We start from the raw sequence: 26102 nt of genomic DNA, 5'->3' as shown, positions 1-26102 counted from the left end.
GTATATTCAAAACAAAACCAAGAGAACATACGTTATCCATTATGATAAAATTGAATGAGATAATATAATGTATACCAATATTGAGTTTTTTAACAAAAAACGTAGATGATCGAGAAAGGATTATAAAATGAATTTTTCGATGAATGAAAAGAAAATCAAAAGATTATGTGGCGAAACAGCTTTTAAAAAGGGTAAAGCTTATTTTCATGCAGGAAAAGTAAAGCTTCAACCCTTTCATTCGGATAGTTCAGAAATCAAAGCCACTGTAAAAGCGGGTGAAGATTTTAAAATCACGGTGAAAGCAGATGCAGATGGGGATATAGTAGCTAATTGTACATGCCCGCCAATAGGCTTTTTAAAAACATACTGTCAACATATCGCAGCGACATTAATAGGAATCGAAGAGAAGCAACAATCGGATGAGTATTTGGGTAAGAAGATCTTGAATTTATTTGGAAATAAATCTTTGCCCCCGACTGGCAAGCAACTTCATTTTGATAATAGAGAGACACTTCATGTTGAGTTTATATGCCAACCGGTCTTTCTGGGAGACGGGGAGTATGTGTTTGGAATAAAAATGAAAATTGGTTCAGAATCGTTATCTAATATCGCGAATATAACGAAATTTCTCGAAGAAGTGGGAAGAAGAGAACCATTTGAATACGCCTCAGGCTTGATTTATGATTACCAGTTCTTCAGTTTTCCAAAAGAAACCGATGAAGTCCTTCAATTTTTAATGAAAAGCCAGCGCTTGAATAGTAATGCTAGCTTACAAGAAGACCTATTAGTTATTTCTCCAACAGACTGGGAGCAGCTCTTACCTTTATTCATAAATGCACCTTATGTAAGGTTTTGGCAAGATGGAGTCGTTTATGACGGGGTTCAGTTTGGCCAAGAGCTACCTCTAAGTTTTAAATTTGATGAAGGAAATATGACTGACTATCAACTGAATGTGATAGGACTTGCCCCAGTAACTGTATTAAAGGCTTATGGTTATGCTTTTTCAGAGGGGATATTATACAAGCTGGCACCAGAAGAGTGTACTCGTCTTGCAGAGTTAAAAGAAATGTTGGATCAATCCGGGAGGAACCAGCTCCTTATCGCAAAGGACCAAATTGATACCTTTATGGAAACAGTCATACCAGGGTTAATGAAGCTTGGACACGTGCATATTAGTGAATCTGTTTCGAAAAGAATCGGGGAAACTCCACTTAAGGTTAAATTGTTTCTGGATCGAGTAAAGCACAGACTACTCGCTGGATTGGAATTCCATTATGGTGATTTCTTCATTAATCCATATGAAGAAACGGAAGAAACATTTACCCATTTTCCTGGAATCAGACGTCAACGTAATAAGGAGCAGCAAATTATCCAACTACTCCTAGAAAATTCATTTACACAAACGCCAGGTGGATTCTACTTGTACGATGAGGAAGCAGAGTATCACTTTTTGTATCATGTACTTGCTCGTATGGAAAAATGGGTTCAAATATATGCTTCTACAGCTGTAAAATTGCGAGTGCAAAAAGCATATACAGGTCCAAAGATAAAGGTAGAAGTGAAGGAACGAACGGATTGGTTGGAGTTCAAGTTTGACCTCAAAGAAATTTCAGAAAAAGAAATCCAGCATTTGATGGCTTCTATAGAAGAAAAAAGTAAATATTACAGAATTCCAAACGGTAACTTGGTATCGTTAGAAACACCTGAATTTCTGGCGCTATCCAGTTTCATCCATGATATGGAGATATCTGTTGATAATATTCAAGATGAAATTCGTATTCCATTAATTCAAGGGATGCAATTGGTCGATACTTTGGAGCAAGGCGATCTAGTAGATCCTGGTGAAAACTTTGTAAAGCTAATGAAAAATTTAAACAATCCCGAAGAAATGGATGCAATAATACCTATAGCATTAACTTCCATGCTTCGAGATTATCAAAAAGTAGGTTTCAAATGGTTCAAGCTGTTAGCTAAATATAAATTCGGTGGAATTTTAGCAGATGATATGGGGCTTGGAAAAACAATACAAAGTATAGCTTACATTGAATCAGTTCTTCCAGAAGTGCGCTCGCGAAAATTACCAGTATTAGTAATTTCTCCTGCTTCGCTCGTTTATAATTGGAAGAATGAATTAGAAAAATTTACACCACATATAAATGCGCAAATTATTGATGGAAACAGAGAAGAAAGATGTAAATTATGGGAAGCATCTCTAGAAGGAGATGTAATAATCACTTCTTATCCTTTATTACGAATGGATACAGAACTCTACAAAAACCGAACTTTTCATACTCTCTTTTTGGACGAAGCCCAAGCTTTTAAAAATCCGGTGACCAAGACAGCTAAATCAGTGAAAATGATTCAGGCGGATTACCGATTTGCACTGACTGGAACTCCAATAGAGAACTCAGTAGACGAGCTTTGGTCTATATTCAACGTTGTGTTTCCAGGACTGTTGCCAAACAGAAGAGCCTATAGTGAATTAAAAAGAGAAGATATAGCGAAACGGGTACGTCCATTTATTTTACGTCGAATGAAAAAGGATGTTTTGAAAGAACTACCGAAAAAAGTGGAAACGATTCTATTTTCCGAGTTACAAATGGAGCAGAAAAAGCTATATGCCACTTATTTGGCAGAACTAAAACAAGATGCTTTGAAACACTTGAAAAAAGGGACTTTCCAAAAGAACCGTGTAAAATTTTTAGCTGGATTAACGAGACTTCGACAGCTATGCTGTCATCCAGGTTTGTTTGTGGAAGGCTATAACGGAAGTTCTGCAAAGTTTGAACAACTGATGGAGATTTTAGAAGAATGCCGAATATCAGGAAGACGAGTTCTCGTCTTTTCACAGTTCACTCAAATGCTAGGCATAGTAAGAAGACAACTGATACGCCAAGGAACTCCTTACTTTTACTTAGACGGCCAAACCCCACCTGCCGATCGTGTAGAGTTAGCCAATCGATTTAATGAGGGGGAAGGCAATCTATTCCTTATTTCATTGAAAGCGGGAGGCACAGGTTTGAATTTAACCGGAGCAGACACAGTCATCCTTTACGATCTCTGGTGGAATCCAGCAGTCGAGCAACAAGCAGCAGACCGCGCCCACCGAATGGGACAGAAAAATGAAGTAAATATCATCCGCCTAGTAGCAAAAGGCACTATCGAAGAAAAAATAAATCAACTTCAACAGAAAAAGATGAGTCTTATCGATGAAGTTATAAATTCAGGGCAGGATGTACTTGGTAGTATGAGTGAAGAGGATATTCGGGAGATTTTGATGATTGAGTGAGTAGTTTTGACGGTGGAAATGTATTTAATGCAACCTACGTTAATATGATGAAAATCGGACCAATTAAAAAAAGGATTCAAAAAAGATAGAGGAAGGATTCTTGAATGAACCTACCTCTATCTTTTTAAATTTAAACCATAATCTCTTCAAACAAACTTAATTGTTGAGACGTGCTGCGTTTCTCTATAATCTTGTTCAAGTTTTTTGCGCTCCATTGAGCAATGGGATTAGCAATAGCTCTTGCAAGTTCAACGGGAACTGCATTACCAATTTGTTTGTATATTTTATCAAGTCTGCCGTTTCGATTGATGTTTGGGTTGTTGCCGTCAGAAAATAGAAACCAATCCGGAAAAGTTTGAATTCGAGCAATTTCTTTCACAGAAAGACGTCTATGCATACTCTCACCGCCAGGTAACATCCATTGATCTGGACCTATCTTTTTCATTGCTAAGCCACTAGGATGTAATGGGGCTTGTCTACCTGAAGCTTGAATGGTAAAACTTTGCTCGTCCCACGTTTTTTTACGATTTCGAGAAAGGTAAATAGGTGAAAAGCTTCCTTCATAAGATTCACCAGGATTATTTTCTAAATCACGGATAGCATCATTTAGTGTAACGAATGGTTTTTGGTTTTTTCCCTCACCATGAGTTGGAGCGGGGAATTGATAGTCAAAATCAATGTCTTCTCGTACACCTACGATGAACACGCGTTCACGTATCTGTGGTACACCGTAATCACGTGCATTGACAAGTTCAAACTTAACCTTGTAACCAGCGGATTCAAAGTCTTGAATAATTTGTTTAATGACTTCTCCCTTACCTAGAGTTAGCATACCTTTGACATTTTCTGCAATAAAGAAACTTGGCTTGGTTTTAATAAGTGAACGAATAAAATGGATATACAAGAAATTTCGTTCATCATCAATTAAGCGTGGTCCTGCTTCACTAAAGCCTGGGCATGGAAAACCACCTAACACAATGTCACAATTTGGGAAGTCCTTTACTTTTCTAATATCTTTTTCGTGTTGTACGACTGTCTTGGGGAAGTTTAATTTATATGATTGGTTCGCTTCTTTAAACATATCGATGGAATATATAGTATGAAACAAGCCCGCGTCTCGATTTTCTATGAAATTATCCCGTGATAATAATATTTCGTTAGTTTTCTCTTTTCCAAGAGTGGCATCAAGACCAGCTAATTCGAAACCTAAATCCAATCCTCCACAACCTGAAAATAAGCTTACTAAATTTAATTTATTTGTTTTGCGATCAAAAAAATCAGAAAAATCTTGATCCGATAAGGATTGGGCATTTTCTTGCTCTATCTGAATTTTGTCTATTAATAACTTCTTAATTTGCTTTTCATCATACTCTTTTAAGGGACGAAACTTCGCTCTGCCTCGTTCTGCAATTTTCATGTTACGAACCTCCGATGTTTAGTGTTTATTTTAACACTTTTATTAAGAAAAGGCCAGATAAACAAATTGTATAATATTTCTAAAAACTAATATAGAATAATAGATATTAGGAGGGAATTATGTGTGTAAACCAAATGAAATAGGCAAAAGACATGTATTAGATGTGTATAATGCATTGAAACATTACTTATATTCTAATTCGATAGTTAGCTATAGTGAACCTGTTCAAGAAACTGTGAAGTACATAGTTGGATTGTATCCGGATATACGATCTGTTAGAAATAAATTTGAAACAGACAAACCTGACTCTAATCCAGATCTCCTTCTAACTTTACATAATAACGACGAGGCAAAATTAAATTTATTTTATATAAAACGTAGAGCTGCAATACAACCTAAAAATTTAGGTGCGAAAAGTTTTCTGGAAAATTACTTTTTGTCACAAGAATTGCAAGACAAATTCAATGCGTATTTTAGCAAAGAGTATGAACTTTATTTGCAAAGTATCATGGATTTTAGAGGTTATCGAAATGTCTATGATAGAATACCAGAATTAAAGAAGAAAGTTCGAGCTTATTATCCCAAATTTGAAGCTGAGATTAATCCATTCCGTAGAAGTTTCCTTTTCATTTTAAGAGAATATTGTTTTCAATTAATGAAAGATGAATTTAATAAGGAAACTACAGGGATTGAACATGCTTTTAAAGAATTAATGATGTTCGATACTACTAATATTATAACAAGATATACTAAAGAGAACAAATGTTTCGGTGTAGAAGAATGGAAATCAATTATAAAAATAGAACAAGAAATACAAATCTATAAAAAAGGAAACGACACAATTGGTATTCGATCTGGCACCGAAGCACTTACAATTCGATTTAAATTTGAGAGCGGTCCAACATCGTCTGTAAAATTAGCAACTAGTTATGAGCATTTTCCAGAAGAAGAGGGAGTAGTGCATAAAAATTTGCGTTCAATTCAAATATTCGAGGGATTGCTTGAACAGCATAAGCAGATTAACAAAAAAGATGACAGCAATGCAGTAGGTAAATGTAATGAAGCAATGGTTTATTACAGAATTTTAGAGACAGACCCAAAGATTCATCAAGTGGATGAAGAAGATTTTCATTTGTTATTAAAGTCATATGCTCCCTATATATCGCATAAAACCTTATTAAACATTCAACAATCTTCAACAAAAGCGGTAGAGAAAATCGATGAGTATTTAAATGAAAAATACCCGGTTTACAAAATCGAATCTATTCAGTTAGTACCAGAAAACTATATAAAGGATCGTTTGGATACAAGCGATTTAAAAATAATAATTAGAGTAGAAGGAGAATATATCGAGGAAAGTCTTTCTCTAAAAGCCATTTCTAAAAGCAGCGCCAAAATTACAGTAAAAAACCCAGGAGCAGGAACAATATTAGGACCGCTTTATTTTGATATAGGATCACTTACACTTGTTACGGATGAAGTGAGAGATAGATTTAATCAAAAACTAATAACCCGATACCAGTGCTTGGAATTAATATCTGCAGCATTGGGAGAAAGTTTGCGGATGGCTGACCAAAAGAAATTACAAAAAGGCGTCGCGGCAATTCGTGGAACTGCAACAACTATTATTACTAATTATACAAAAGACAAGAGTCTTATTTTAAAACATGATGTAATAAGTGGAGAGGTAGAGGTCTTTCCAAGAATACCATCACCTATCCAAACAACCTTACGTTGGAATGACAAACAAGAAGAGCTTTCACTTCGAATAAAGTTCGGTAAAGGAAAACAACATGGTTGGTCTTCCGTGAAATTGGCCTGTGAATACAGTGTTGAAGTTTGAAAGATTACTCATTAAGAATTGATTTAACTGATAAATTACCACAAACTACCATTTAGATTGGGATTGGATGTGAATTATTTGCTAACACAAAATCTTAAATATATACATATTGATGGTAACCTAAGGGCTTTGGAAAACTGGATGAGTTTTAGTATGGAATTAGCAAGTTACGTTAAACAGCTGAATCAACCAATAAAAATCTATCTATCGGTACCTTCAAATTTACTCTTTTCTTATTTCTTTGTATTTGGTGCAGTAGACTATGATTTTAAAAATCCTTCTAAAGAATCACTATTAGATCAATATTTAAATTTGAAAAATGGGCAAAGAATTCTTTATAAGACAGGCGATGAGTGGATAGCACATTCCGTAATAGAGGTAAGTCAACTGCCTAATTCAGATACAAGAGCTATAGTGGTGAAGAATCGACTAAACTCTATTAATTACATACCAGAAACAAGATGGTTCTCTAATGTAAGAATCCATGACGATGAGATTACTACAGTGCGAAATACAAGACGAGTAAATAATGTATATAACATTATTGATAATAAAAAGTTAAAAAAATTTTATCCTGAAGAAAACCTCCATTTATTAATGATGCAGAATACACCGCAAACATATGTGTACACAAATAAAAAAGAGTGGAATAATTTTTTAGATGTTATCCAGTTGAATATTGATGGTGAATCACTTCAATTAAGTGATTTATTATTTGACGGTTCAGAAGGTACATTTAGAAATCTTTCATTTATTGAACAAAATCATTCAGCAACAATTCCAAAAGAAGCGATAGTGATATTTGTTGGAAGTAGTCGAGCACTTAGAAAGATGGACCATTTTGAAAAACAAAAATGTATGTTTATCATAGATCAACATGATTCAAATGAAAAGTTTGAAGATCTTCAATTTAAAATTGAGCAGGATTTTCTTATGAATCAAAGTAAATCGGTTAATAAGGAACTGTTAGACTATATGGATGAAAAACACGTTGAAATCCCGAAAGGAGTAGAGATCTTTGCTTGGTTATAGAAAAGTTAATTTAGGGTTAGCGAATGAATTATATTCTTCAGTGGTAAATGTAGAGTTTATAAAAGTCGAAGAGGATAGTATAGGGCAATTAATACGGGCTTTAAAAAATTTGAAAAACTACATAAAAACATATTATGAGTATGACCAAGTATTAATAGAGGAAACAGAGCTATTTATTAGGGTATGTAGAAAGATAGTCGGTTCAATTCGAAATTATAGTACCTATTTTAAAGAAAATAATGATCAGGTTGTAAAATACTTCACATTAACTAAAAAAGCTATTTATGCAGATTTATTTAAAAAGAATATTATGCCAATTATTGATTTAATAAAGGTATTAAGAAAACAAGATCATAATGCATATATAGATACTTTAAATAGAATGGAAAGTCGAAAGCAAATAACTGGCGAAAATACGTATCTTTTAACAAAGCATGAGATATTAGATAAATACATTGAAGTTAATGAATCGAGAATAAAGGTTATGAATGTTAAAAAGTTTATCGAAGAGGGAATATTTGCTGATCATGTTATTTTTGTGGGGACATCCAGCTATTTTGATAGGAAATTTTCAGAAATATTTTATGGCAAACACATAATTTTTTTAGGGTATTCGTGTTTTGAAAATCATTTAATAAAAAGAGAATCTTTTTCCAACCTAATAAGTCGTAATGATTTGATTAATACAATATATAAGGGAGTTAACATAGATAAAGGCTTTATAGGTATCGATTTTAAAGAGACCTTTTTAACAAAAGATGAGAAAAAAACAGAGGAAGCTGTAATTAATCAGTTTAAAAATGCAATAAATGTTAATCTAGAAGAAAAAGTGGAAGTAAAATTAGCGACTATTTCACATCGGAATTACATATTTTTACCAGTTGGGCAAAAGGTAAATGTAATTAATAGAGAATCTTTAAAGATAACGCAAGAAAAAGTAAGAGAATTAAATATAGGCGATCTATTAGTGTTTCGAACACAAAATGCCTCTAATTTAATTAGAGAAGTAGCAGATACAATTATGGGCATTAATTCAGAGAAATACAGATTAAGCTTAGAAAAATGGAAAAAAAGATTACGATTTAATGTGAAAAAAAAAGGTATTAAAAAAGTATCTATGATTTTAAGAGATCGGTATGAAATTGAAGTAGCTAAAGAAAATAATGTAAAAAACTGGATGAGTAGTTACTCTATTAAACCTAGTTGTTTGAGTGAATTATTAAAAGCTTTTAATTTTGATTTGCAGGATACAGAAGAAATAGTGAATGCGGCCAATAAAATTAAAAGTGCACATATTTCTGCAGGACACCAAATTTCACAAGCGTTGATGAATGAACTAGATGGAAATTTGGAGAGTTTCATAGATGAAAACGGTTTTTATACTTTTGAATCAAATGAATTTGAGGGTGCATCTTTTAACATTGAAGAAATTAAAAAGATCTCAAATGAAACATATTCTATTCCAGAGAATGAGGCATTAAAGATTATTAAGAGGTGATGTGTAGCATGGATAAAAAATTGAAACGAGCTTTAGAAAATCGTGAAATACTAATAAATACAATAGAACAAGAAATAGTAGGTCCAAGTGATATTAATAATGCTGTAAAACTATTAAATACAACGGGTAATACGAAATTTGAAAATTTTGATGATTTGAATACTAATTATTATTGTCTTTCAGCTACTTTGAAAGAAGAAGTGATTCAAAGAGATAGCCCATCTCGTAGGTATGCTGCAGGAATGCTTTATCCAGTACAACTTCAGGGAGAAGAAACAGAAGTTGAAAGTGATGATATGGTATCTGATAAGAAGGTTGATGAAAAACAATCTGGGTTTTATGATGAAATTGATAAGTTAGATAGTCAGTATGATGTATTTGAAGATACTGGGTTAGAGGATGTCGCTCCTAAAATTCAACAAAAGGATTCCTTTCCTTCTAGCATGGGAGTCACGTTTTGCTTGTCGAAAGAGGTGATAAATTTTAAGGTTAAGTTTAACGGGGGCATATATACTAAACATAGAATTTATGCGGATATTCATTCTAAAGATGAAAAGACTGGAAAACAAAAACACTATGACTTTAAGGAAGACTGGTGGCTACGTACATCTATTTTTGGTGAATTAAATATTTATATTTCAGATTTTGATCCAAATAAGAAAATCAGTTTAAAAGAATACGAGTTAGATGTTTATGATGCAGTAAAAGCTAAAATTGAAAAAATTAAGTTGAAGCTTCATGTTCAGTGTCGTATTAAAGACGAGTATATTCTTTTTACAGTAACATTATTGAATATTACAGAACCGCCACTCAGATATAATAAAGATGAATATACAGTTTTTCAATCACAGTTAAATGTATCTGCAGATTTTGGGGACTTTTTAAATTATCCTAAAATTTCAGAACGTAATTTAGGACTTACAAAAGAAGAGTGGAACAACGAACTTTTATTTAAAAATAAGTATAATTACGCATTTGGCCATGGCTGTTCGGTTAGATGGGATAAAAGTGTTGAAAAAATAAATAAGATTTATTCCACGTTTATTCCAGCCTATGAAACAGAAAGTATGACACCGGATGTTACAGTAAGAGTTGATGAAAAAGAAGTAGAATTAAAAATTGAAATGCGTAAATTAATGAACCTACAAAACTATCAAGAATTAATAGAGATTTTACAACCCTTAGTAGTAGGATATAGAGAATGGATTAAAGACCGAGAACTTGAAACAATAGAAATGAAATTGAAAAAAGAATTAAAAGAAGCTTCTGATACGAATTTATCTTTTTGTAAGGATAGTCTTCGACGAATGGAGAAAGGTTTAGATTTACTAAAGGATTCTAATGTATTTCAAGCGTTTAAATTAGCGAATAAAGCTATTTTACTTCAACAGCTTAATGGTAAAAAGCCACGTAAAGCATATTATGAAAAAAATGATACTAACAAAGCTATGGAATTGGTTATAGATCAACCTTATAGCGAAGTGATGAAAGCAATGCAAGATTTATCTGCTTGTGATAATAGTTGGCGTGCTTTTCAAATTGCCTTTTTCTTATTATCTATTCAATCATTAGTTGAAAAAGATTCAATTGATCGTGAAACAGTTGATTTGATTTGGTTTCCAACAGGTGGAGGTAAAACGGAGGCATATTTAGGCGTTGCAGCTTTTCAAATGTTTTATCGCCGTTTGCTAGATCCAAATGATGCAGGTGTAGACATCATGATGCGATATACGTTACGTTTATTAACTGCCGATCAATTTCAGCGGGCCTCAAGATTAATCTGTGCCATGGAGTATATTCGTCGAGATTATAAGGAGAATCTTGGAGAAACACCTTACTCAATTGGTATTTGGGTAGGTTCTAAAACTTCACCTAATACAAACAAGAAGGCTTTATCACAAGTTAAACAAATGAAAAAACTTCAAGGACCAGACAACTTAGTTATTACAAGATGCCCTTGGTGCGGTTGTGAAATTGGTAAAGTAGAAGTTAAAGGAAAAGGTTCAAAATATAATGAGACTGTACCCCTGGGCTTTAAACGAGTAAATGAGCAATTAAAAGTCCAGTGTCCAGATGAAAATTGTGCTTTTCATAATGAAATACCAGTATATTTTGTAGATGAAAGCATTTATGAAAAAAAACCAACTTTTTTAATAGGAACAATTGATAAATTTGTTCAGCTAACATGGAGACCAGAGGCAAGGGGGTTGTTTGGTTTAAATGATTTAGGAGAACGTTGTATTTCTCCCCCACAAATTATTATTCAAGATGAATTGCATCTAATTTCAGGACCTCTTGGAACACTTGCAGGTTTATATGAAGTATTAATAGAAGAATTATGTATCGATGATCGAAGAGAAGTCCCTATTAAACCGAAAATTATTTCAGCAACAGCTACGATTAAAGAATTTGAAGAACAAGCTAAATGCTTATTTGGACGAGAAAATGCACGTCTTTTCCCTAGCCCAGGTATTGATATTGACGACTCATTTTTCTCGAAAATAGCTGTAGATGAAAGAGGTAACCCTAAGCCGGGTAGAAAATATATAGGTGTCTTTACATCGCGCGTTCGTATTTTAATGGCGCAGGTCATGACATATTCAGCAATTTTACAAAAGGTAGAGAGCTTACCTGAAGAAGAGCGTGATCCATTTTGGACGCTGCTTTCTTTCTACAATAGCTTGAGAGATTTAGGAGCTGGTCTAAATTTATTTAATAGTGATATTCCAACTTACATTGACGCTTTAAACAAAAGAGAAGGAATAGATAAAAGAAGATTTTTAAATGCACCATTAGAATTAACTTCTCGTAAACAAAGTAACGAAATTTCTAAAACAATTGATGATTTAAATATTCCTTATTTACAAAGAGATAGCAAAGGGCGAACAAAAGCTCTTACATCATGTTTAGCTTCTAATATTATTGAAGTGGGTGTTGATATTGATCGCTTATCGCTAATGGGGATTATTGGTCAGCCTAAAATGACAGCTCAATATATTCAAGTAAGTGGTCGTGTAGGTAGACGACCTCACGAAAGACCGGGATTAATTGTTACCGTCTATTCTAATCAAAACTCGCGTGATAAATCGCATTTTGAACACTTTAATGAATATCATCAGAGACTTTATGCGCAAGTTGAAACGACAAGTTTAACGCCATTTTCAACATCCTCTTTAGAAAGAGGATTAACTAGTGTATTAATAGGTTTTTTACGCCAACGAATGGATATGCAAATGGCTCTATATCCTACAAATAAAGAATTGAGACGTGTGATGAAAGATGAACGTTTCATAGCTTTTCGTAAAAGATTTAAAAAACGTGTTGAGCTAATTGATCGGGAGCAAATTGATATTTGGAAAGAATTATTTAAGACGTTTATGGATGCCGTATTAAATGGGCGTTATGAAACTTGGAAAGTTTCTGATACTGAAAGAGGGTTAATGTACCAAGCTGGAAATTTAAATGATGGAGAAAAATATCAGGGAAGTATCCCTGTAATAAATTCATTGAGAAGTGTCGATGTCGAGAGTCGTGCATCCATCGTATCACTTGATAGAGAAGAAGATGAATTTGTTTGGGAGGATGATGACTAAATGCGATACTTACCGATGAGACGTTCAAAGTTGGTAGGAACCGAAGGTCCAGGCTCTTTAGTAATTAGCCCAGAAGGTGAAACGGCAGTTGTAGGCGCATTGGATTTATGGTTTAAAGATAGCTATGGAAATAAAGCTAAAAACATTGAAGAATTTGCGGTACATGAACCTCGTTTGAAAGCAATTTTAAAAGTAGATAAATTCTATACACCACCTGAATTTAGAAAGGGCTCGACTAATGCTATGGAGGTCGTTCCAAATAGTAACCTTGTAATCCCGTTAATGCGTTTTCCAAAATGGCACTATTGCAGTTTTTGTAAATCTTTACGTGAATTGGAGTTAGACCAAACCTCTGTATATTTAGATTGCTCAAAATGTGAACAAAAAAGGTACTACAAACAGGTACCTTTTGTAGTTATTTGTGAGCATGGTCATTTGTCAGATTTCCCTTGGCGTAAATGGGTACATAACAATGAAAATACTAAATGTGAGGGAAACTTATTTATTAAAATGAGTGGTGGGACAACGTTAGATTCTTGGAGAGTTGTTTGCGAAAAATGTAAAGATAGTCGAGACCTTCAAAGAGTAACTTCCTTTGATAAAGATAATAATACGAGTTATTTAGGAAATCAGCTTAATAAAGATAAGGCTGTAAAGTATACTTGTGAAGGCGAACGTCCATGGTGTGATGACAAGAAAGAAGAATGCTCAGCAGCACCTGTTGCAATTTTAAGAAACTCAATTAGTGTTTATATGTCTAAGAAAATCAGTGCTTTAGCAATTCCAGGGGATTATAGTGAGAATGTCGATTTGATTGTCTCTAAAATACAGTCACCAGCTAAACATTTGGTACGTACGAATCTAAGTTTATTAGATAACCTTGAAAAGAGAATCAAGTTTATTCGAGAAAATCTAAGGTTTGAACTTAAGGAAGAAGTAACTGATAAAGAAATTGAAGATGCTTTAATGTACATTGAATCGAGTGAAGAATACGAATATACAGAGGAAGAACTCGAAAAACCTGGTCTATTAATTAAAGAAAAGGAATTTGAAAAACTTACTTCTACAGTGAATTCGAGAGAATTAAAAGTTGAAACTGAATGGGAGTTTGACCTTGAAGAAGATGTTAAAGAAAATTATTACAAACCATATTTACAACGACTATCGAGAGTGTTAAAGCTGAAAGAAACAACCGCTTTGTATGGTTTCGATAGGAAAGATTTCAAGAATTCTATCGATTATAGTAGTTATTACCCTTGGTTATATAAAGATTATAGTGGTCTTCAGGAAAAATGGTTGCCAGTAAATGAAGTTTACGGAGAAGGTATTTTCCTACAATTAAACATAGAGAAAATGCAAGAATGGGAATCCTCTAAAGATGTACTTGAATATTTTGAACGATATCTTAAAAGAAATGGGCATATAGAACACCGCGATGATTCTATCTTAAAGCCACGCAATATTATGTTACATACATTATCACATTTTTTAATTGACGAATTAGCAAATGTATGTGGCTATAATCGTGCAGCAATTAGAGAACGATTATATTTAGACAAAGACCAGGTAGGCTTGTTAATTTATATTTCAGCGGGGGACTCGGAAGGAACTCTAGGAGGGCTTGTACGTTTAGGTTTACAGGAAAAATTCTTTCATATTCTAGATAGGGCAAAAAATAATGCAGAATGGTGTAGTTCTGATCCCGTATGTACAGAATTAGGTAAGACACAGGGACAAGGAGTAAATGGATTAAATGGCGCAGCGTGTTATAACTGTTCTCATATCCCTGAAACGTCATGTGAATTTTGGAATCTTTATTTGGATAGAAGTTTGTTAATTGATCCTAAATTTGGTTATTTCAAATAATAAATTGTAAAGCTTTATTTGCTTCTTAATGTAGATATGTAGAGCTTATGCAGGAGAAAAGTGTTTCAAAGTAAGTAAGAGATAAGCCCCCTTCTAAATAGCATTAAAGTAAATACGACCCTACTGAATTTTTCATTTTCTGTTGGTTTCTGACGATGTAACGATTATACAAAGTATCTTATTGTTAGATGTATATAGTAATAACACAGAATATGAGGTGTTTCATCTTGAATAGAGAAAATTTTAAAAAGTGGTTAGAGAAAAATTTAAATAGTAAAGAGATAACTAAGAAAAAATACTTTGACGCTATAAATATAATATCTAATGAGATGCCTAATTGGGGTTTCGGTAAATTAGATATCTATTCACTAAATGAAACTCAACTGATCGATAAAGTTATGTCATCCAAAGGTTTCATTGAGAAAAATAGTCAAGGAAATCAAATGTATAGTGCTGCATTAAATCACTACAAAAAATTTCTTATTTCTGAAGTGAAACAAGATGAAGATGGCGTGATTATGGCTAATGTTGACGACGTAGTCTTAATCAAAATCAATAAATCCTATAAAGAAAACATGACGGCTGACGAGCTGTATCAGGCAACAAGTATTAGCTGGGTAGCTAGCTTTGGAAAGACTGCAACAAGGGATTTAAAGTATTATTGTGCAGTTTATCAGAACAAAATCATTGAAGTGTATGATTTCTTAGGATATGAAGAAGAAATGCCTAAGAGAGAGCCGTCACGGTATATTTTAAATGGTCAGATAACGTCGGAGAGGGTAAGGAGTAAATTGGTCGGGTTAGACGTGAGCGATTTACATAAGGGAAGTGGGAATCCTATAAAATACACAACTATAGAAAGACTGCTAAATTTAGATACAGAAACTATAGAGATTTCGGAAGAAGAAGTTCCTCTACAAGTTTTTGATGATTTAACTAATATTGATCTACTATCCCACATTCACACTTACATTAAATCACGCGGCTTCTATTACTCAGTAGAAGACTTGTATAATTTCTACTTATCAATCCGAAGTAAACCATTTGTTATTATCTCTGGGATTTCAGGAACAGGTAAGACAAAGATTGTAGAATTGTTTGCGAACAGTGTTGGAGCAACGGAGGATAATGGACAATTTAAGATGATACCAGTGCGTCCTGATTGGAGCGATAGCTCGGAGTTACTTGGATATTTAACACTACAAGAGGAATACAAAAAGGGTCCTCTGGCTGATCTAGCTGAGCATGCGATGAATTATCCTGATTTACCGCATTTTGCATTACTAGATGAGATGAACTTAGCTCGAGTGGAGTATTACTTCAGTGATGTGCTGAGTGTAATGGAAAGTCGTAAAAAAGATGTTGATGGGAGAGTTGCTTCTTCTTATCTAGTTGATCCGAATCTTTATCAAAAAGAGGCATTTGGTGACTCAGTAGAGGGACCTTTACGTTTAGCGAACAATTTATATATTATTGGAACGGTAAATATGGATGAAACAACACATCCATTTAGTAAAAAAGTTTTAGACCGTGCGAATACAATTGAATTTAATCGTATAGAACTTAATCATTTTGATTTTCTAACAGGATTAACTGAAGAAGAACCTGCAAAACTAATTTCTAACGCCAATTTAGAAGCAAGGTACATTAATTTAGTTGATGTTTTTAGTAAGCATCGAAATTTAATAGAAAAAATTTCAATAGATATTGAAGAGATAAACGTATATTTATCAAAAGTAAACGCACAAGTGGGTTATCGTGTTCGTGATGAGATTTGTTTTTATATGGTTCATAACACAGAAGCAGGGTTATTGAATGATGATGAGGCGATGGACTTCTGTTATATGCAAAAAATTTTACCGCGTATTAGTGGAGGTCAAGTTGTTCGGGACGTTCTAATGGGATTGAAGGCATTATGGACCGTACAAACAGAGGTTGGTCAGGAGCATAAATATTCAAGGAGTATTGCTAAAGTAGAGGAGATGCTAGGGAGGTTAGACGCGGATGGCTTCACTTCCTTCTGGATCGCTTAAAAACATTGAGCTACTTTGCATAGAGACTGATGCTTTTACGTTAGTGGTTAAAGGGGATTTGAATTTTGACCGTTACTATAATCGCTTCGTACCGTATAGCGTACAAGATAAGATGAGGTTCCATTTTGAGTTATTAGGTACTTTACATAGTACGGAGATTGTAGATGCGCGGACGGGTGAGCTTGTACCGTATACAGGGCAAGACTTGCCGCCTATATTCTTTGAGAATGGTTATTATCAAATTATTATTGAGCCTGCAAAAGGCCATGAGGTATCTTTTTATCATGAATTTGCACCCTTCAATGAAGCGGTAAAGAAAACAAAACGAATGAACTTTTTATCTGGAATATTACATTTCCAGAATGAAGTAGGTTTATCTTCTTTTGAAATACGCGAGGGTGATAAGACGCTGCTAAATGTGTTGATTGAAGTGTTTCCGACAAAGCTCGATTACAAGACGGACTATAAAGATTTATTGTTTGGAGTGCAGGAAGAGCTTTATAATTTAGCTTATCAATTTGTGCAGCGCACTTATGTTTTAGGGGAAGCAAAGTATTATAAAGATCCAACGCTCGGTGAGTTTTTTCGCATATTATCCGCGCATATTGAAAATTATAAAAAGGCTATAGAGCAAATTGAGCGTATGCCGCATCATCAACTAACCAAAACTTATATCGAGGTACGAGGTGAGCGTCTGCGTAAGCAAGATAGTCGTAGTTACGCGTATTTGCGTAGAAATGCTCGACAGTTTGTGGAAATGCCAAGTGGTAAAGGGATTCATATTGCTGGCAAGAGCATGATGCCGACGAAAGGCTTGCTTATAAAAAAAGAGCAAACTTTCGATACATTTGAGAATCGTTATGTAAAGTGGACGATGCAACGTATAATGTCTAGGTTGCATGCCTTAATCGAAATACTTGAAAAAGCGATAAAGTCGAAGGATAAATCTAATGTGATTTCCTTAGACTTAGTGATGAGCTTAAAACAGGTTGAAAATGGAATGCGAAATCGTTTGAATTCTCCTTTTTGGCGAAGTATTGGGCAACTTGATCGATCCGCGCATAGCCTAGTTTTGCAAATGGCATCTGGTTACCGTGAAGTTCATCAAATTTACGCCGTGTTAGCTCAGAGCATTGTACTGCAAGGTGAGTTGTATAAGATGTCTTTAAAAAATATTTGGAAGCTATATGAGTATTGGACATTTTTAAAGCTTGGTCAAATATTATCTGAAACATGTCATGCACTAACACAAAATGTCATTGAATTTAATTCAAATGGATTATATGTTAATTTAACTGATGGTCAGCGTATCGAGCGTATATTTAAGCATAAAATCACTGGGGAAACAATTTCATTAGTTTATCAATATGACACTGGAAATGATATACCCACTGTTCAGCAAAAGCCAGATTCCATGTTAAGCATTAAAAAAAGGGGTAAAGAATACGAGTTCCAATATATTTTTGACGCAAAATATAAAATTGATTTTAATAATAAGAAAGGACCCTCACCGCAACAGGAAGATATTAACACTATGCATCGGTATCGAGATGCGATTGTTGTAGCCAATAAAGGGGCATATGAAAGAACGGCATTTGGAGCATATGTGTTGTTTCCATGGAAGGATATGCAAGGTTTCCAACAGCATCCTTTGTATAAAAGTATTGAAAAGGTTAATATTGGAGGACTTCCTTTTTTACCGAATGCAACAGAGCTTGTTTCTGAAGTTATTTATAATTTATTGAACAAAAACGGAGATGAGTTACTGAAAGAAGGAATTTTACCGAGAGGCATGTTAGAGCAGAAGGATATAATAGTGGAAAATAACACCTTGTTTATTAAAGTAACTTCATATGATTTTAAAGAACGAGAAGTAGAAGTGTTGAAAGTCGCTTTACCTGGTACTTATTCGCAAGCAGCTTGGCTTGTGCTGTTTATTGAAACAGAAGGTCAAATTGAACATGGAAAAATTATTACTAAGAAAGAAACGACAGATTCAATCGTATTCGAAGTAGATACATGGATTACGCATACAAATATTGCAGTAGAAGGTTTCAGTGTAGCTAGTAACTTTATGACAACAAAAGCAAGTTTATTAGCAGCGAATAGTTTACCAGATTTATTTGTTCGAAGTAAGGTAGAGTATACTGTCTTGAGAGCTTTACGTCGTGTCTCTAATGATTTGGTTGTTGAACTAAATTCACCTTTTTTAGTGGATGAATGTATGGTGACTGCATTCCGTTTTGCTGAGCACTGTTTCAAATTTCAAGAAAATACTTTGATTGTAGGGGAAGAACAAATAAGTGAAAAGGAAATACTTGGAAACCCATTCCATATTGTACGAGCAGTACATAAATTGTTGAACTAATCCTTTTGGGGTTAGTTTTTTTTGTAAGTAGTGTTGAAGGTCTTTCGAGGGATATAATTTATACTTTTTTCGACTGTATTTCGCTAATTGTGTGCAGTCCATATTGACCAAAAGGCTTTGGCACATTAATACTCTGTGTTATTCGAATGTCTCATAGAAAACAGCTCTCCAATCAAGCGTCTTTGATTGGAGAGCTACTTATTCGATTCTGATTGTTTAACGAAGGGTCATTTTGTTAATAAAATAACTTTTCCTGAAGTAAATCTATTGCTCGTTCAATTTCCTCTAAATCTTCTTTCGAAGTATCTTGTATTCGATTTTGGAATCGAGATTCTATAGAGTCGAAGGCTTCTTTCATCATTTTTTCCCCATTAAAGGAGAGACGAATATATTGTTTTCTTCGATCTTCGGTATCAATTATCTTTTCAATTAAGTTTTTTTCACTTAACTTTCTAAGTTCACGGCTTGTGTTTGGCATAGACATATACTGACAATCGCTAATCTCACTTGGAGTTACAGGCTGACTAACAGCTATATATTCAAGAATACTGTATTGCACAGGAGTAATCGAATCTGATTTGGCGTCTTTTGTTAATTCATGTGTCACACGATGCACGGAAGTGGTAAATGACACGAGTTTATAAAAAAGAGCATTTTTGTCCATAACTCTCACCTCTTACTGACAAGATATCAAAAATGTTGTCATAAAACAATTATCATTTGACAACTAAAAAGATAATGATATTATTTACTTATCAAATGATAAGTAAAAGGGGTGCGTTATGAGAACGCTAGTTGTTTACACATATCCTAATCATGAAAGTTTGAGTTATGCTTTTTTGCAAAAAGTTGTCAAAGGAATTAATGAAAATCCGCTTATACAGGAGTTGCAAATATTGGATTTATATGAAGAAGGCTTTAATCCACTCCTAGTATTTAATAAGCAAAAACGAAGACGTGATATGCATACTGATTCTCGCCTAGAAACATATAGAAATCAATTAACATGGGCTGACAAAATAGTTTTTATCTATCCAATATGGTGGGGAAGACCTCCAGCAATGCTTTTAGGATACATTGATCAATTATTTGCCTCAAATTTTGCTTATAAAGATAAGAAAGGACTTTTCCCAGATGGACTTTTAAAAGGAAAGTCTGTTGTTTGTGTTTCCACTATGAAGGGACCTACACATTATCCATTTCTCTGGCTGAATAATGCACACAAAATTTTGATGAAGAGAGCCTTATTTAATTTTGTGGGGATCAAGAAGGTGAAGTTTTTTGAGTTTGGAAATATGGAAAGTACAAAGGGAAACCAAACAAAAAAGTTAGAAAAAGTATATAACTATTTTAAAAAAATAGATCAATAACTGGGTACTAGTTTACTTTGTAGGCTCGTAATTATATGGATGAGAAGACGTAAACAGATCAAAAGAAGCTGTTTAAATAGATATAGCCCTGCAATCGAGTTATTTCGACTGTAGGGCTAATTTTTGATTTAATTTTAAGAAATCATTAAACCCCAAATCTCTGTCTATATCCACATTTCCTACACATTTCTTCCACAGCTTCTCTTCTTGTAAATCCATCATATAGAGCATTAGCTCGATCGCTTTCGATAATTTCGGAGAAAGGGGTTTTATTGATATTACCTAAGTTGATGACACCTTCTCCGTCTAGACAACAAGGGACAACAGTTCCGTCGACCAGAATTGCTGCTTGACTGCGAAGAGCATGGCAGAATCCTTTTCCTTCATCCTCTGGTGCTGATAGGCTTGGCCATTGAAATTCATGGTCTTGGTTTAGATAAACATTCTGTGCAATTTTAATGCCTTTTCCCGGCTGTACTTTTTCTTCGATTCGGTAATCCAGGTTGTATTCATTTTCTAAGATTTCTAACGTTTCTCGGTTTCTTCGTTGCGCTAAATCAGATGTTGCTTCTTTTTGTAAATTCCATAATCGATAGGAAATAATCGTATTATGCTCCTTTGCATCACGCACAAATTCAAGAATATCTCCTAAGTATTTTTCGCGATTCTCTGAATCTTCATGGCCATCAAAGCTATGCAGGGAGAAGTTTATTTGGCGTAGAGCAGGCTTGCCTAAAAGTTTTTCACGATTCTTTTTTATTAGCGTCCCGTTTGTCGTGATATTTACTTTAAATCCTTTTGCATGTGCAGCATCGAGCAATTGGTCGATTCTCGCGTGCAGAAGAGGTTCCCCTTTGACGTGGAGATAAATATATTTTGTATGATCTTTAATCTGATCAAGTATGTTATTAAATGCATCTAGTTTAATAATATTTGCTTTTCGGCTCGTTGGAGGACAGAAGCTACAAGCTAGGTTACATACGCTTGTAATTTCAATATACATTTTTTTAAATGTTTTCAATGTTTGTTCACCATTCCAGTTCTAATGTATTCATATAACTACATTCATTCTAACAGAAATTAGTAATTACTTAAGCAGTTTTTTAAGCACTTAGGGAATCTATAATTCACAACATATTAAGAATTATAAATTTAACAAAGAATGGATATTTTTATCTTTATCTAGTATAATTTATTCATTAAACATAGAGTGAATTTAGATACTTTTTAATAGGTAGAAGGATTTATATGGGGGTAAGATTTTGTATTGTTCAAAATGTGGTGTAAAAAATGAAGAGGGTGCAAAATTTTGTGCCGGTTGTGGAACTAGTCTAACTCCACAAAAGAATGGATCAAAGAGTTTTCTAATTTTAGGAATTATACTTTGTTTTATTGTATTAGGTGGGGTTGGGTATGGTTTTAAAGAGCTACTCTTTTCAAAGGATGAAGCCCAAACAGTTTTAGATGAAGTCAAATCGACAGTGGAAGAAACTCGCTCAACCCTTACAGAAAAAGCAAAAGTAGTAGTGGAAGGTAAAGTGCCTAAAGTTCAAGAAAAAGACAAGACGCAAGTCATACAAGAAACGATGCCGAAAGTATTTACAATCCTATCTCAGGAGGGCCAAGGTTCCGGATTCCTGTATGGGCAAGGTGGATACATTGTTACAAATGCACATGTGGTAGCAGGATATACAGACGTTATCGTTCGAAACTCAGTTGGGAAGGAATCTAATGCGAAAGTAATCGGCATATCAGACCGTTCAGACGTTGCTCTTCTTATTTCAGATGATTATGCACAAGTAAAGCCGCTACTTACGGAAAATGAGGATTCGATTATTGGCACGGAAGTAATTGCTCTTGGTAGCCCCCAAGGTTTTGAAAACTCTGCATCTATCGGCTACTTGACTGGCATTAATCGAGATATGGAACTAGGATTTATTTATGAACATTTATATCAGATTGATGCACAAATCGACCAAGGGAGTAGTGGTGGTCCTTTAATTGATGCGAAAACTGGAAAAGTAATCGGTATCAACTCGCTTATTTATAAGCAAAATAATTTATTTGGTTTTTCTATTCCTATGAATAGTGTAGCTGATTTAGTAGATAACTGGATAGCCAATCCTATGAGTTCCAAGCAGGTTACTTCTCTATTTGGTATTTACGAGGAATATACATATAGTGATGAAAGTGCCTCAGAAGATACTACTTATGAAGAAGATTATTCAGAAGATAACTGGAATTATTATTCTTTTGATGAAGAGTCACTATCTAATTTTATTATTACATACAGAGAGTATTATGAGATGGCACTGGATGCTGAAGATTTTTACTGGATACAAGACTTGCTCCAGCCTGGTAGCACTGCTTACATAGATCTAGAGGAATATATTAATGAAATCACTGGGCAAGGCATGACTTTTGACTTCACCTCAAATATCGTCACTGGAGTAGAAATACTCGAAGACTATGCATTAGTTTCGACAAACGAAGAATTTGATTTTATAAATGCTGCTGGCGAATACAAGTATTATAATCGCAATAAAGTATATACAGTGGTTATCGATAATGAAGGTTATTATCAGATTACGGATATTGAAATATTTGACTAAGGATGTTCGCCAATTCTATTGTTTTTACGTGTAAGTAACCTAAAAAAATAGCGAAAGAGCAGCCGAAATTGCATTTTTGGCTGCTTCTTCATTTTAAAGAAAGTATTTATTCTTTCATTCCCCCATCTAAAAGGTTGTAGGGGAGCGACGGACAAACATCAGCCACAATATTACCGAAAAGAAAAGAGCTAATGGAAGTGTCACAGTCACTTCCATCGGCTTTCGTTCATCTGGTAAAGGTGTAGTAGATGTACAGTCCTAAGTGACGGACTCAATGTCACCATCCTCCGAGGACAAACCATCTCAATTAAATCTCTTCTAAAACTCCTTTAATCAAATCAACAAATTTAACTTTTACTTTCCCAGCAACATCAATTACTTCATCATGGTTTAAAGGTTGATCCAAAATACCACTCGCCATATTGGTTAGGCAAGAAATACCGAGTACGTTCATACCTCCATGTATTGCTACAATAGCTTCTGGTACCGTTGACATACCTACAGCGTCAGCTCCTAATGTGCGACTCATACGAATCTCAGCTGGAGTTTCGTAAGTAGGACCGCTCAACCAAGCATAAACTCCTTGTTTTAAGGTTATATCAAGTTTGCTTGCTACTTTGTTTGCAAGAGTACGTAGCTCCATGTTATATACATTTGATAAATCAGGGAAACGAGTTCCCAATTCCTCATTATTTGGTCCGATTAATGGATTGGTTCCAACTAAGTTAAGGTGGTCTGTAATTAACATTAAATCTCCTGGAATAAAATTAGTATTAACGGCACCACAAGCATTTGTGATAATTACCTTCTCTATACCTAGTGCTTTCATCACACGTACTGGGAAGGTGACTTCATCCAAAGTATATCCTTCATAATAATGAAAACGACCTTTCATCGCTGCTACTACTTTTCCGTTTAATTCTCCAATAACAAATTCATTCGCATGTCCAATCGCTTCCGATTTTGCAAAGTGAGGAATTGTACTATAAGGAATTACTACAGCGTTTTTAATCTCATCCGCAAGCGTTCCTAAACCAGAACCTAGAATCAATCCGATTACAGGGCGATCGTCTGTTTTACTCATAATAAAATCTCTAGCTTCTAAAATATCTTGAATATTGTGCATTAATAATTCCTCCTTAAAACATTACATTAAGTATATGCCCACTTTAAAAAGTTAAGCATGTTATCGATAAAAGTCTAATTGAGTGATGGAGCATTGTAAAGAAAACTAAAATAATACTTCTTTTTTGAATTTTTATAATTCAAGGGTTCGTAAACGGAGTTTAGTAGAAAAAATAATCTTGGGGATGAGCGAGTGGTGTGTTGGAGTAAAATGAATAAGTAGAAATCTCTACCTGACACAAGTAGAAATCTCTACTATTCTATGTTCCAAGTTTCAAAATTAATATAAAATCTCTCCTAGGCAATAATGGTTTGTAATAATAGCGTCAATAACTCATCTAATGTTTCTGGTAATTGTTCTGGTAAACCTATTGGACTCTTCATTTCTATTCCTCCTTGAATCTTGTAATCTATTAACAATATAGTCAATCTAATTGGAATTTATACATACATTTATAAGATATTATTAAAAAAGTTTATAATCTCTTAAAAAAGAGATTATCGGCCCAAACTGCAACATTACTTCTACAGATTCTAAATTAGTAATCTATATAAATGACTATTTGACGTTCACGAAAGTATTCTATATTATAGATAAGTACCCGAACTTGATCGGGAGAGGTTCATAGCTGATACCCTCTATAAAAAACTATGGATACATGACTTTTCGCCATGTCCATATTTGGGCATGGCTTTTTTGTTTTTTTATCCTATACGTTTGCAATAGAATGTTAGAGATGCCTCTATAAAAAGTTTTATTAGGAGGTTTTTATTATGTCTGGCAGAAGCCAAGAAGAAGGTTTAAAGGATTTAACACTGTTGGGTAACCAAGGCACACAATATTCATTTGAATATGCACCAGAGGTACTAGAGTCTGTAGATAATCTACATTCAAATCGGGATTATTTTGTAAAATTTAATTGTCCAGAGTTTACTAGTTTATGTCCTATTACACAACAGCCGGATTTTGCGACAATGTATATTTCGTACGTTCCAGATAAAAAAATTGTGGAAAGTAAATCGCTAAAATTATATTTATTTAGTTTTAGAAACCATGGTGATTTCCATGAAGATTGTGTCAACATCATCATGAACGATTTAATTAAATTACTTGATCCTAGATATATTGAGGTTTGGGGGAAGTTTACACCGCGAGGTGGAATTTCGATTGATCCATGGTGCAACTATGGGAGACCAGGTACTAAATACGAAGAGATGGCAAATTATCGTTTGATGAACCATGATCTATACCCAGAAAAAATCGATAATCGATAAATAAGTAATTGAATAGTCTTTTAGAAGAAAGAGGTTATTAGCTACCCTCATTAAAAAAACTAAGAAGAAAACGGCATTCTTTTTAGGGTGCTGTTTTTTCGTTATAAGGGAGTTTTACAGATGAAGAAAGAAAAAGCAATCATTGTGTTTAGTGGAGGTCAGGACAGTACGACTTGTCTGTTCTGGGCAAAAGAACGTTTTAAAGAGATTGAGGCAGTAACTTTCGATTATGGTCAAAGGCATAGTCTTGAAATTGAATGTGCGAAAGAGATAACAGAGGAGCTTGGTATTAAGCATCATATTTTGGATATGTCTCTTCTGAATCAGCTTGCTCCGAATGCATTGACTCGAGATGACATAGCGGTAAAAGACGGAGAAGAAGGCGAACTGCCATCGACTTTTGTACCCGGGCGGAATCTGCTGTTTCTTTCATTTGCCGGAGTTTTAGCGAGCCAAGTAGGGGCCAAGCATATCGTGACTGGAGTTTGTGAAACGGATTTTAGCGGATATCCAGATTGCCGTGACATTTTTGTTAAATCTTTAAACGTAACGTTAAATTTATCAATGGACGATTCCTTTGTGATTGATACACCGCTAATGTGGTTGAACAAGGCCCAGACATGGGAGCTTGCAGATCAGCTTGGGGCACTTGAGTTTGTTCGGGAAAGAACGTTAACCTGTTATAACGGCGTGATTGCAGATGGTTGTGGTGAATGCCCGGCTTGTAAGTTAAGGAAAAAAGGGCTCGATGAGTATTTAAGCTTCCGAAAGGAGTCCTAAG

General features: G+C 34.4%; 17 protein-coding genes and 1 riboswitch. Of the genes, 12 read left to right on the top strand and 5 right to left on the bottom strand.

Features of this window, described 5'->3' with window-relative positions; genetic code table 11:
- Nucleotides 1-139 precede the first annotated feature (139 nt).
- Entirely contained in the window at nucleotides 140-3289 is a 3150-nt protein-coding gene (locus tag WAX74_RS09175; RefSeq protein WP_413788942.1) for a DEAD/DEAH box helicase, read from the top strand.
- Nucleotides 3290-3419: 130 nt separating this feature from the next.
- Here the strand turns inward: WAX74_RS09175 and WAX74_RS09170 are convergent, their stop codons facing one another.
- Nucleotides 3420-4706: a DNA cytosine methyltransferase gene (locus tag WAX74_RS09170; protein ID WP_336497357.1), complete on the bottom strand. Its 1287-nt coding sequence runs from the start codon at nucleotides 4704-4706 to the stop codon at nucleotides 3420-3422.
- 121 nt (nucleotides 4707-4827) lie between these two features.
- On the opposite strand from WAX74_RS09170, the gene WAX74_RS09165 reads away from it, so the two are divergent.
- The 7 genes from WAX74_RS09165 to WAX74_RS09135 all read left to right on the top strand — a co-directional run bounded on the left by WAX74_RS09165 (nucleotide 4828) and on the right by WAX74_RS09135 (nucleotide 18939).
- The gene (locus tag WAX74_RS09165; RefSeq protein ID WP_336497356.1) at nucleotides 4828-6549 is read left to right on the top strand and encodes a hypothetical protein; all 1722 of its coding nucleotides are present in this window, start codon (nucleotides 4828-4830) and stop codon (nucleotides 6547-6549) included.
- Between the two features lie 153 nt (nucleotides 6550-6702).
- Entirely contained in the window at nucleotides 6703-7581 is an 879-nt protein-coding gene (locus WAX74_RS09160; RefSeq protein WP_336497355.1) for a hypothetical protein, read from the top strand.
- Nucleotides 7568-9079 carry a DISARM anti-phage system protein DrmE domain-containing protein gene (locus WAX74_RS09155; protein WP_336497354.1) on the top strand — a complete coding sequence of 504 codons (1512 nt, stop codon included), beginning with the start codon at nucleotides 7568-7570 and terminating at the stop codon, nucleotides 9077-9079. Before WAX74_RS09160 ends, WAX74_RS09155 begins: the two co-directional genes overlap by 14 nt.
- A gap of 8 nt (nucleotides 9080-9087) precedes the next feature.
- Complete coding sequence (locus WAX74_RS09150) at nucleotides 9088-12672, top strand: helicase-related protein (RefSeq protein ID WP_336497353.1); 3585 nt, start codon at nucleotides 9088-9090, stop codon at nucleotides 12670-12672.
- 15 nt (nucleotides 12673-12687) lie between these two features.
- Complete coding sequence (locus WAX74_RS09145; protein WP_336497352.1) at nucleotides 12688-14538, top strand: DUF1998 domain-containing protein; 1851 nt, start codon at nucleotides 12688-12690, stop codon at nucleotides 14536-14538.
- A gap of 227 nt (nucleotides 14539-14765) precedes the next feature.
- Nucleotides 14766-16571: a hypothetical protein gene (locus WAX74_RS09140; RefSeq protein ID WP_336497351.1), complete on the top strand. Its 1806-nt coding sequence runs from the start codon at nucleotides 14766-14768 to the stop codon at nucleotides 16569-16571.
- Nucleotides 16543-18939 (top strand): restriction endonuclease-like protein, encoded by a 2397-nt coding sequence (locus WAX74_RS09135; protein WP_336497350.1) that lies wholly within the window; start codon nucleotides 16543-16545, stop codon nucleotides 18937-18939. Before WAX74_RS09140 ends, WAX74_RS09135 begins: the two co-directional genes overlap by 29 nt.
- A gap of 235 nt (nucleotides 18940-19174) precedes the next feature.
- Here the strand turns inward: WAX74_RS09135 and WAX74_RS09130 are convergent, their stop codons facing one another.
- Nucleotides 19175-19603, bottom strand: a complete 429-nt coding sequence (locus WAX74_RS09130) for a MarR family winged helix-turn-helix transcriptional regulator (protein ID WP_336497349.1) — start codon at nucleotides 19601-19603, stop codon at nucleotides 19175-19177.
- A 118-nt stretch (nucleotides 19604-19721) separates the two neighbouring features.
- Here WAX74_RS09130 and WAX74_RS09125 point away from each other — a divergent pair, with 118 nt between their 5' ends.
- Nucleotides 19722-20309: an NAD(P)H-dependent oxidoreductase gene (locus WAX74_RS09125; RefSeq protein WP_336497348.1), complete on the top strand. Its 588-nt coding sequence runs from the start codon at nucleotides 19722-19724 to the stop codon at nucleotides 20307-20309.
- Between the two features lie 145 nt (nucleotides 20310-20454).
- Here the strand turns inward: WAX74_RS09125 and WAX74_RS09120 are convergent, their stop codons facing one another.
- The gene (locus WAX74_RS09120) at nucleotides 20455-21330 is read right to left on the bottom strand and encodes a radical SAM/SPASM domain-containing protein (protein WP_336497347.1); all 876 of its coding nucleotides are present in this window, start codon (nucleotides 21328-21330) and stop codon (nucleotides 20455-20457) included.
- A 241-nt stretch (nucleotides 21331-21571) separates the two neighbouring features.
- On the opposite strand from WAX74_RS09120, the gene WAX74_RS09115 reads away from it, so the two are divergent.
- Nucleotides 21572-22921, top strand: coding sequence for a trypsin-like peptidase domain-containing protein (locus WAX74_RS09115; protein WP_336497346.1), 1350 nt, complete (start codon nucleotides 21572-21574; stop codon nucleotides 22919-22921).
- A 307-nt stretch (nucleotides 22922-23228) separates the two neighbouring features.
- Here the strand turns inward: WAX74_RS09115 and WAX74_RS09110 are convergent, their stop codons facing one another.
- Nucleotides 23229-24047 (bottom strand): purine-nucleoside phosphorylase, encoded by an 819-nt coding sequence (locus tag WAX74_RS09110; protein WP_336497345.1) that lies wholly within the window; start codon nucleotides 24045-24047, stop codon nucleotides 23229-23231.
- Between the two features lie 296 nt (nucleotides 24048-24343).
- Entirely contained in the window at nucleotides 24344-24475 is a 132-nt protein-coding gene (locus tag WAX74_RS09105; protein WP_336497344.1) for a hypothetical protein, read from the bottom strand.
- A gap of 183 nt (nucleotides 24476-24658) precedes the next feature.
- Nucleotides 24659-24705, top strand: a riboswitch (PreQ1 riboswitch).
- Nucleotides 24706-24820: 115 nt separating this feature from the next.
- On the opposite strand from WAX74_RS09105, the gene queF reads away from it, so the two are divergent.
- Together queF and queC are read left to right on the top strand one after the other, a co-directional pair.
- Entirely contained in the window at nucleotides 24821-25321 is a 501-nt protein-coding gene (gene queF / locus WAX74_RS09100) for a preQ(1) synthase (protein WP_336497343.1), read from the top strand.
- A 120-nt stretch (nucleotides 25322-25441) separates the two neighbouring features.
- A complete protein-coding gene (queC, locus tag WAX74_RS09095) occupies nucleotides 25442-26101 on the top strand; it encodes a 7-cyano-7-deazaguanine synthase QueC (RefSeq protein WP_336497342.1) in 660 nt (219 codons plus the stop codon).
- The last annotated feature ends 1 nt before the right edge of the window (nucleotide 26102 follow it).

It is taken from the genome of Psychrobacillus mangrovi, assembly GCF_037104765.1.
Classification (GTDB): domain Bacteria; phylum Bacillota; class Bacilli; order Bacillales_A; family Planococcaceae; genus Psychrobacillus; species Psychrobacillus mangrovi.
Note: the sequence above shows the minus strand (reverse complement) of the source record. Positions and strands in the feature narration are given on the sequence as shown.